Source organism: Kitasatospora sp. NPDC057512 (assembly GCF_042802135.1).
Lineage (GTDB): Bacteria > Actinomycetota > Actinomycetes > Streptomycetales > Streptomycetaceae > Kitasatospora.
The window spans coordinates 1-9235 of sequence record NZ_JBHVET010000308.1; the positions used below are offsets into that span (position 1 = coordinate 1).

Sequence of the window (9235 nt, forward strand, 5' to 3'; positions counted from 1 at the left end):
TCGGTGCCGAGGACCTCCTGGCGGGGCTCGCCGTCGGTCTCCGGGAACACCGTGCGCAGCACCTCGTGCCGCTCGACCAGGTCGGCCAGCGCCGCGTCCAGCGCGGCGGTGTCCAGGGCCCCGGAGAGCCGGACCGCGAAGGTCACGTTGTAGGCCGCCGAGCCCGGCTCCAGCCGGTTCAGGAACCACAACCGCCGCTGGGCGAAGGAGAGTCGACCGGAACGGTCGCCCCGGACGGCGGGCCGCAGCGGCGGCCGGACCGCGCCGCCGGCCGCGAGCTCCCGGGCGACGCCGGCCACCGTCCGCTGCTCGAAGAGCGTACGGATCGGCACCTCGGTGCCCAGGGCGGAGCGGACCCTGCTGATCACCTGGGTGGCCAGCAGGGAGTGGCCGCCGAGGTCGAAGAAGTCGTCGTCGATGCCGACGGCGGTCCGGCCGAGCGCGTCCGCGAAGATCCCGCCGAGGATCTCCTCGACCGGGGTGCGCGGCAGTCGGCCCGCCGGGGCGGGGGCGCTGTCGGGGGCGGGCAGGGCCCGGCGGTCCAGCTTGCCCTGCGGGGTGAGCGGCAGCGCGTCGAGCACGACGACGGCGGCCGGGACCATGTACTCGGGCAGGGCCTCGGCGACCCGCTCCCGCAGCGCGCCAGGGTCCGGTACGGCCGGGGGCCGGGCGACCACGTAGGCCACCAGCCGGTCCTCGCCGTCGTCGGTGCGGACCACGACGGCGGCCTGCGCCACCTCGGGACTGCCGGTCAGCACGGACTCGATCTCGCCGAGTTCGATCCGGAAGCCGCGCAGCTGCACCTGGTCGTCGGCCCGTCCGGCGTAGTCGAGTTGGCCGTCGGGGCGCCAGCTCGCCAGGTCGCCGGTGCGGTACATCCGCTCGCCGGCGGGGCCGAAGGGGTCGGCGACGAAGCGTTCGGAGGTCAGGCCGGGCCGGTCCAGGTAGCCGCGGGCCAGGTTGCCGCCGACGTAGAGTTCGCCGACCACCCCGGCCGGGACGGGCCGCAGCGCGGAGTCGAGCACGTAGACCCGGTGGGCCCGGGTGGGCCGGCCGATCGGGGGCCGGCCTGAGCCCCCCAGCCGCTCGCCGCCCCCCTGCCGTTCGCCGCCCCCCAGCCGCTCGCTGACCGTCGAGGCGAGGACGGCCTCGGTGGGTCCGTAGCCGTTGATCATCTGCAACTGCCCGGACCAGCGGTCCACCACGTGCGGCGGGCAGGCCTCCCCGGCGACGACCATGGTCAGGTCGGCGGGCAGCCGGGTGCCGTCCGGGAGCGCGGCGGCGACCACCGGCGGCAGTCCGGCGAGGTTCACCCGGTGGCGGTGGATCAGGTCGACCAGCGGCCGGCCGGGGACCCGGCACTCCTCGTCGGCGACCACCAGGGTGCCGCCGCCGAGCAGGGACAGGCTCAGCTCCCAGACCGAGGCGTCGAAGCTGAACGAGGCGAACTTCAGCACCCGGGTGTCCGGGCCGACGCCGAAGCGCTCGATCAGGCTCGCCACCATCGCGGCGAAGCCGGAGTGGTCGACCGTCACGCCCTTGGGCCGGCCGGTCGATCCGGAGGTGTAGATGACGTACGCCGGGTGCCGGGGCAGCAGCGGGGCGGTCCGCTCGGCGTCCTGCGGGGCGTGCGCCGGGAGGCCGGCCAGCTCCGCCAGGGTGGCCGGATCGTCGAGCAGCACCGTGCGGCAGCCGGCCCCGGCGAGTTGCGGGGCGAGGGCGCGGGTGGTGAGCAGGACGGCGGGCCGGCTGTCGGCCAGCATGAAGGCGATCCGGTCGGCGGGGTACTTGGGGTCGATCGGCAGGTACGCGGCGCCGGTCTTGAGCGCGGCCAGGACGGCGCCGGTCATCTCGACCGGGTCCGGTACGGCCAGCGCGATGATCCGCTCCGGTCCGACGCCGTGGCCGATCAGCAGCCGGGCCAGCCGGTTGGAGCGCTCGTCCAGCTCGCGGTAGGTCGTCGGGCGGTCCTCGAAGACCACGGCCACGGCCTCGGGCGCCCGGGCGACCTGGGCGGCGAACAGCGCGGGGACGACGGTGCGCGGCGCGGCGGCGGCCCGTCCGGCCCAGTCGCCGAGGATCCGCTGGTGCTCCTCCTCGGTGAGCAGGGGCAGCCGGCGCAGCGGGACGTCCGGGGCCGCCAGGACGCTCTCCACCACGTGGGCGAAGCGGTCCAGGATGCGGACGACCTCGTCGCGGTCGTAGCGGTCGGGGCGGAACTGGGCGCTCAGCGTCAGCCGGGTGTCCGGGTAGGCGAGCACCGCGAGGCCGCGCTCGCCGGCCAGCCGGGTCCGGGCGTTGCCCAGCCGCAGCTCGGGCACCAGCGCGTTGAGCCGGCCGACGTCGGCCCGCGGCTGGTTCTGGTAGCTGAACACGGTGTCGAACAGCTCGCCGGCGCCGGCGATCCGCTGCACCTCGGCCAGGCCGAGGTGCCGGTGGTCGAGCAGGGCCGTCTGCTGCTCGTCGATCCGGTGGAGCAGTTCGGCGACGGGCAGGTCCGGGTCGAGCCGCACCCGCACCGGGAGCATGTTCAGGAAGAGCCCGACCAGCGACTCGATGCCCTCAAGCTCCGGCGGCCGCACCGAGTTGACCGCGCCGAACACCACGTCCGGGGCGTCGGTGAGCCGGCCGAGCAGCAGCGCCCAGCAGCCCTGGAGGACGGTGTTGAGGGTGAGGTTCTCCGCGCGGGCCCAGGCGACCAGCCGGGCGGTGAGCTCCTCGGGCAGGGCGAGGTCGACGGCCTCGGGCAGCCCCGGGTCGCCCGGCCGGTCGGCCGTGCCCAGCCGCAGCGGCTCGCCCAGCCCGTCCAGCGCCTGCCGCCAGGCCGCGCGGGCGGCCTCGGTGTCCTGGGCGGCGAGCCAGTCGAAGTACGCCCGGTAGGACGGCGCCGGGGGCAGGACGGCCGGGTCGCCGCCGGTGGCGTACAGGGTGAACAGCTCCTGGGCGATCACGCCCATCGACCAGCCGTCCACCAGCAGGTGGTGCAGGGTCCAGAGCAGCCGGACCCGGTCGGGGGCCAGCCGGAGCACGGTGAAGCGCAGCAGCGGGGGACGGGCCAGGTCGAAGCCGCGGGTCCAGTCCGCGTCGGTCAGCCGTTCGGCCTCGGCCGTCCGCTCGGCCTCGGTGGGGAGCCCGGACAGGTCGACCTCCTCCCAGGGCACCGGCACCGCGGCGGCCACGACCTGCCGGGCGTCCTCGGCGGACCGCTCGGGGAAGTGCACCCGCAGGCCGGCGTGCCGGGCCAGCAGCGCGGCGGCCGCGGTGCGCAGCGCGGCCGGGTCGAAGGGCCCCTCGATGTCGAGGACGGCCTGCATCAGGTAGGAGTTCATGCCCTGCTTGTCGAACTCCGTCTGGAAGATCAGGCCCTTCTGGAGCGGTGACAGCTCCAGGGCCTCGCCGTCCGCCGCCCCGTCCTGCTCGTCGGGAGCGGTCTGCGCGCCGGGGACGGCCTGTTCGGCGTGGGCGGCGAGGGCTTCGAGGGCGCGGAACCAGGCGCGGGCGATGTGCTCGGCGTCGGCGTCGGCCAGCGCCTCCGGGGCCCAGAGCCAGTCGGCGACCAGGTGCGGTCCGTCCGGCCGGTCCTCGGTGACGGGCGTGGCCGCGAGCACGTGCCGCAGCGGCATGCTCGGGTGCACCCCGGTGCCGACGACGGCGTGCCGGGCGTCCGGCAGCCAGTCCCCGGCGCTCTCGTCCCGGTCGGTCCGGAACCGGCCGAGGTAGTTGAAGCCGAGCTCCGGCACGCCGTGCCGGGCCAGGGCGGTGACGGTCTGCGGGTTGAGGTGGCGCAGCAGCCCGTGGCCGAGTCCGTGGTCGGGCAGCCGGCCCAGCTGCTGGCGCACCCGGCGCACCGCCGCGTCGAGCGGCTCCCGCCCGGCGTCGCCCGGCTCCAGCCGCACCGGGAAGACGCTGGTGAACCAGCCGACCGTACGGGAGAGTTCGGCCTCGTCGGTGAACGGCTCGCGGCCGTGGCCCTCCAGTTCGACGGTGACGGCGCCGGCCGGGCGGTCGCGGTGGCGGCGCCAGTCGGCGACGGCGAGTGCGAGGCCGGTCAGCAGCAGGTCGTTGATCTCCCCGCCGTAGACCCGGCGGGCGGCGGCGAGCAGGGTCGCGGTGGTGGCCGCGGGCAGCTCCAGCCGGAGCCGGTGGGCGGAGCCGTACACGTCCCGCTCGGGGTCCAGCGGACGGGACCCGAGCGGCTCCGCGGCCGCCGACTGCTCGGCCCACAGCGGGAATTCGCGCACCCGCTCGGCGGTGCGGGCCTGCTCGCCGAGCAGCTGGGACCAGCGGCGGTAGGAGGTGCCGACCGGTTCCGGGTCGAGGCCCCGGCAGGCGGCGGCGAGGTCGGCGACCAGCACCCGCCAGGAGACCCCGTCCACGCACAGGTGGTGGGTCAGCCAGACCAGCCGGCCGGGACGGCCGGGGCCGGCGTCGAGCAGGACGAGCCGGGTCACCGCGCCGTCCTCGGGGGCCAGCCCGGTGCGGGCTGCGGCGATCTGCTCGTCGACGGCGGCGGCCAGCGCGGCCGGGTCGTCGGCGAGCGCCGAGACGTCGACCCGGCGGACCGCGTCGGCGGCCCGGACGGCGCCCCTGGGCAGGGCCTCCAGGGACCACAGGCCGGGCGCCACCACGGTCATCCGCGACCGCAGCGCGGCGTGGTGGTCCAGCAGGACGGCGGTGGCCGCGGTCAGCCGGTCGAGGTCCAGGCCGGCCGGGGTGGTGAGCACCTGGTACTGGCTGTACTCCCTGGTCCGCTCGTCCAGGACGCCGAGGTCCTCGCGCAACTGGTGGGCGATCGGCAGGAGTTCGACCTCGCCGGTGTCGTCCGGCGCGGCGGCCGGGCGGGCCGGGCCGCCCGGTGCGGCGAGCGCCGCGATCGCGGCGGGGGTGTGGTGGGTGCGGATCTGCAGCGGGGTGACGGTCAGTCCGGCCCGGCGGGCGTGGCCGACCGCCAGGATGGCGCTGATGCTGTCCCCGCCCAGCTCGAAGAAGTTGTCGCCGGGCCGGACCTCCGGCACGCCGAGGACCTCGGCGAACGCGGCGCAGACGATCTCCTCGGCCCGGTTGCGCGGCGTGTCCGGCCGGGCCGGGGCCTCGGCGCCGGCCGGTGCCGGGTCGGGCAGCGCCCGGCGGTCGACCTTGCCGTGCGGGGTCAGCGGCAGGGCGTCCAGGAGCAGGACGCCCGACGGCACCATGTAGTCCGGCAGGACGGCGGCCAGGCGCTCGCGGACCCCGGCCGGGTCGAGCACGGCCCCGGCGCGCGGGACGCAGTAGCCGACCAGCCGGCTGCTCCCGCCGGTGCCGCCGACCGCCCGTACCGCCGCGTCGGAGACGTCCGGCAGCGCGCGCAGCGCCGCCTCGATCTCGCCGAGCTCGATCCGGTGGCCGCGCACCTTCACCTGGTTGTCCCGGCGGTCCAGGAAGACCAGCTGCCCGTCCGCGCCGCGCACCACCCGGTCGCCGGTGCGGTACATCCGGCTGCCGGCCGGGCCGTACGGGTCGGGCACGAACGCGGCGGCGGAGCGGGCCGGGTCGGCCAGGTAGCCGCGGCCGACGCCGGCGCCGCCGACGTACAGCTCGCCGGGCGCGCCCTGGGGCACCGGGAGCAGGGCGTCGTCGAGCACGTAGAGCCGGGTGTTGCGGACCGCGCGGCCGATCGGGACGGAGCCGTGCTCCGGGAGCCCGTGGCCGAGGTGCGCGTGGGTGACGTCGTCCGAGCACTCGGTGGGCCCGTACGCGTTGACCAGCCCGACCAGCGGGTAGCGGCCGGTCCAGCGCCGGCACAGATCGGCGGGCAGCGCCTCGCCGGTGGCCACCAGGTGGCGCAGCGCGGCCAGCGTCGGGGCGCCGGCGCCCAGGTCCCAGGCGTCCAGGGCGGCGCGCAGCAGCGAGGGGACGACCTCCAGGACGGTGACGTCCTCGGTGTCGGCGAGGGCGAACAGCAGGTCGGGGTCGGCCGCGGTCTCCCGGCGCACCACCCGGACCCGGCCGCCGACCACCAGCGGCGCGAGCATCTGCCACACCGACACGTCGAAGGTGACCGGGGCGTTCTGCACCACGGTGTCGGCCGCCTCCAGCGCGAGGTCGTCGACCTTCGCCAGCAGGTGGTTGACCATCCCCGCGCGGTGCACCATGGCACCCTTCGGCGCCCCGGTGGACCCGGAGGTGAAGATCACGTACGCCAGGTCCAGCGGGGTGCCGAGGAGGGGCGCGAGGTTGTCGTCGGCGTCCCGCTCCCGCGCGGAGACCTCCAGCAGCCGGACCGGACGGCCGGCGGCGGCCGCCACCCGCTCGGCGAGCGGCCGGTGGGCGGCGTCCGCGACCACGGTGGTGATCCCGTTGTCGGCGAGCAGGGCGACGGTCCTGGCCTCGGGCGCGCCCGGGTCCAGCGGGACGTAGGCCGCGCCGGCGCCGATCACGCCGAGCACCGAGGCGATGAAGTCGGAGCCCGGGGCGACCAGCAGGGCCACCAGGCCGGCGCCGCCGACCCGGCGGGAGAGGGCGCTGGCCCGGCCGACCAGCTCGGCGTACGTGGTCGTGCCGCCGTCCTCGGCGACCGCCACGGCCTCGGGGCGTTGGGCGGCGAGTTCGCGGATCCGGGCCACCGCGCAGTCGAAGCCCGCCGCGCGCTCGGGCCCGCTCGACTCCCGCACCCAGGCGGCGCGGTCCCCGGTGTCCACGGCCAGGCCGCCGACCGGCTGCTCGTCCCCGGCCTCGGCGAAGCGGTCCAGGAACTCCACCAGCCGGGCCAGGTGGCCGTCGATCTCCGCGTCGGTGTAGCGGTCCGGGTTGCCGTTGAGGTGCAGCCCGATGCCGGCCCCGGCGGTCTCGACCACGGTGACCATCAGGTCGTCGATCAGCCCGGTCGACAGGTTGACCACCCGCGCCGTGCACGGCCCGAGGGCCAGTTCGGCCTGCTGCGGCAGCAGGTTGACGAACGGTCCGAAGGGCCGCCGGTCGTCGCTGCGCAGCCCCATGGCGCGGCGGATCGCGCTGACCCGGTGGCGCTGGTGGCGGAGCGCCTGGGCGAGCTCCTTGGAGGTGTGACGCAGCAGGCCGGCCCTGGTCAGGGCGGGGCGGACGGGCACCCGGAGCGGCAGGTAGTTGGCCAGCATCCCGGGGATCGACCGCTCGTGGGCGGTCTGCCGGGCGGTCACCGGCAGGGTCAGCAGGACGTCCTCGACCCCGGTCATCCGCTGGGTGTACACCGCGACCGCCGCCATCACCGCGGTCGGCCAGGTGACGTCCGCGCGGCTGGCGGCCGCGCGCAGCCGGGCGCTGGTGTCGGCGGACAGGGCGGCGGTGCGGCGCAGGAAGCCCTGCGGCGCGGCCGTCGCGGGCTCCCGGTGGGAGAGGTCGGCGGGCTCGGGCGGCTCGGGGAACCGGCGCTGCCAGAACTCGGCGTCCCGGCGGGCCCGGGAGGAGCCGAGGTAGGCCGCCTCGGCGGCGAGCAGGTCGGCGAGCGGGGGCAGGGCCGGGCCGGCCTCCCCGCCGTCGGCCTCGTACAGTTCGGCCAGCCGGCGCCAGAGCACCACCTGGCTGAAGCCGTCGCACAGCAGGTGGTGGACGGAGAGGTAGAACAGCGTCCGGTCCGGGCCCAGGGTGAGGACGGCGAGCCGGAACAGCGGGAACCCGGCGGGGTCGTAGGGCTTCGCCAGGTCCGTCCGCATCCAGTCCAGCGCCGCCGCCGACGGATCGGGCTCGGCGCCGAAGTCCAGCTCGTCGAGCGGCAGTTCGCCGACCTCGCGGAGGCGCTGGCGGGGCTCGCCGTCGACGTCGAGGAACTGGGCGCGCAGGCACTGCGCCTCCTCGACCAGCCGGCCCAGCGCGGTGCGGAAGCGGGCCCGGTCCAGCGGGCCGCGGACGTCCAGGTAGCCGGCCGAGTTGTAGGCGTTGCTCCCGCCGGCCCCGTTGACGTCGAGCCAGATCTCCGTCTGGCCGGCGGTGAGCGGCAGCGAGGTCCCCAGGACCGATGTCATCACAGGCTCCCCACGGAGGTCGGGCCGATCGAGGCGAGGCCGGTACCGGTACCGGTGGCGGCCGCCTCGGCGGCCAGGGCGTCGGGGCCGAAGGACTCCAGCACCCACGCGTCGTCGTAGACGGTGTCCAGGTAGCGTTCGCCGAGGTCGGGCGCGATGGCCACGGCGGTCAGCTCCTCGTCCGGCCGGTTGGCGCCCAGCCAGCGGGCCGCGCCGCTGAGCACCGTGCCGGTCGAGCCGCCGAGCAGGAAGCCCTCGCGCAGCAGGGCGCGGCAGGCCCGGACGGTGTCGGTCTCCGCGACCAGCACGGTGTCGTCCACGTAGGACTCGTCGAGGATGGCCGGCCGGACGCTGGTGCCGATGCCGGGGATCAGCCGACCGCCCGGCTCGTGGCCGAAGTTGACCGAGCCGACGGCGTCGACCGCGACGATCGTCACCCCCGGGTTGTTCTCCCGGAAGTACCGGGCGCAGCCCATCAGGGTGCCGGTGGTCCCGGCGCCGACGAACAGCACGTCCAGCTCCGGGAAGGCCTTGGCGATCTGCGGCCCGGTGGTGCGGTAGTGGGCGGTCCAGTTGCCCGGGTTGGCGTACTGGTTCAGCCAGTGGAAGTCCCGGTGCTCGGCGCACAGCCGGGCGACCAGGTCGAGCCGGGCGCCGAGCAGGCCGCGCTGCGGGTCGGGCTCGGTCACCACCCGCACGTCGGCGCCCAGGCGCTGCATCAGCCGCCGGGAGACGGTGGTGCAGCGGGAGTCGGTGACGCAGACGAAGTTGAGCCCCCGGCTCGCCGCGACGAGGCTCAGCGCCACGCCGAGGTTCCCGGAGGAGCTCTCCACGATGGTCATCCCCGGCCGCAGCGCCCCGGACCGGACGGCGGAGTCCACCATCTCGCCCGCCGCCCGCAGTTTGACCGAGCCGGCGAAGTTGAAGCCCTCGCACTTGAGGTACAGCGGACGGCCGATCATCCGCCGGAGGTCGACGTACAGGTCCTCGACGTCGAATTCCTGCGGTGTCGTGATAACTGGCATGCGTCTACTCCCACCCGGTCGTTCCGTGGTAGCGGGTGCCCAATCGGTCCGAAGCGATGGCCCCATGGTTTCCGAACACGCTGACGTCGCACTGATTCGCACCTGATGGGGCGAAGGCCCTGGTCCGGGGCCCGGAGCGGGCCCCGGGGCGCCGCCGCTAGGCGCGCCCGACCTTTCCGGTGAGCAGCCCCTGGAAGAGGTTCAGCCGGTGGATGTTGGCGGCGCCCTCGAGGC

At 76.1% G+C, this 9235-nt stretch carries 2 protein-coding genes; both read right to left on the reverse strand.

What is annotated here, in order from left to right; genetic code table 11:
- Positions 1-7976, reverse strand: a 7976-nt coding sequence (locus tag ACFU6K_RS20655; RefSeq protein WP_380665018.1) for an amino acid adenylation domain-containing protein, incomplete at its 3' end; no start/stop codon positions are given.
- Positions 7976-9001, reverse strand: coding sequence for a 2,3-diaminopropionate biosynthesis protein SbnA (gene sbnA, locus ACFU6K_RS20660; RefSeq protein ID WP_380665020.1), 1026 nt, complete (start codon positions 8999-9001; stop codon positions 7976-7978). The genes sbnA and ACFU6K_RS20655, both read right to left, overlap by 1 nt.
- Positions 9002-9235: the final 234 nt, after the last annotated feature.

Bases quoted from the DNA above. Each gene is read 5' to 3' on its own strand.
- sbnA (WP_380665020.1), bottom strand. From the start codon at position 9,001: ATGCCAGTTATCACGACACCGCAGGAATTCGACGTCGAGGACCTGTAC.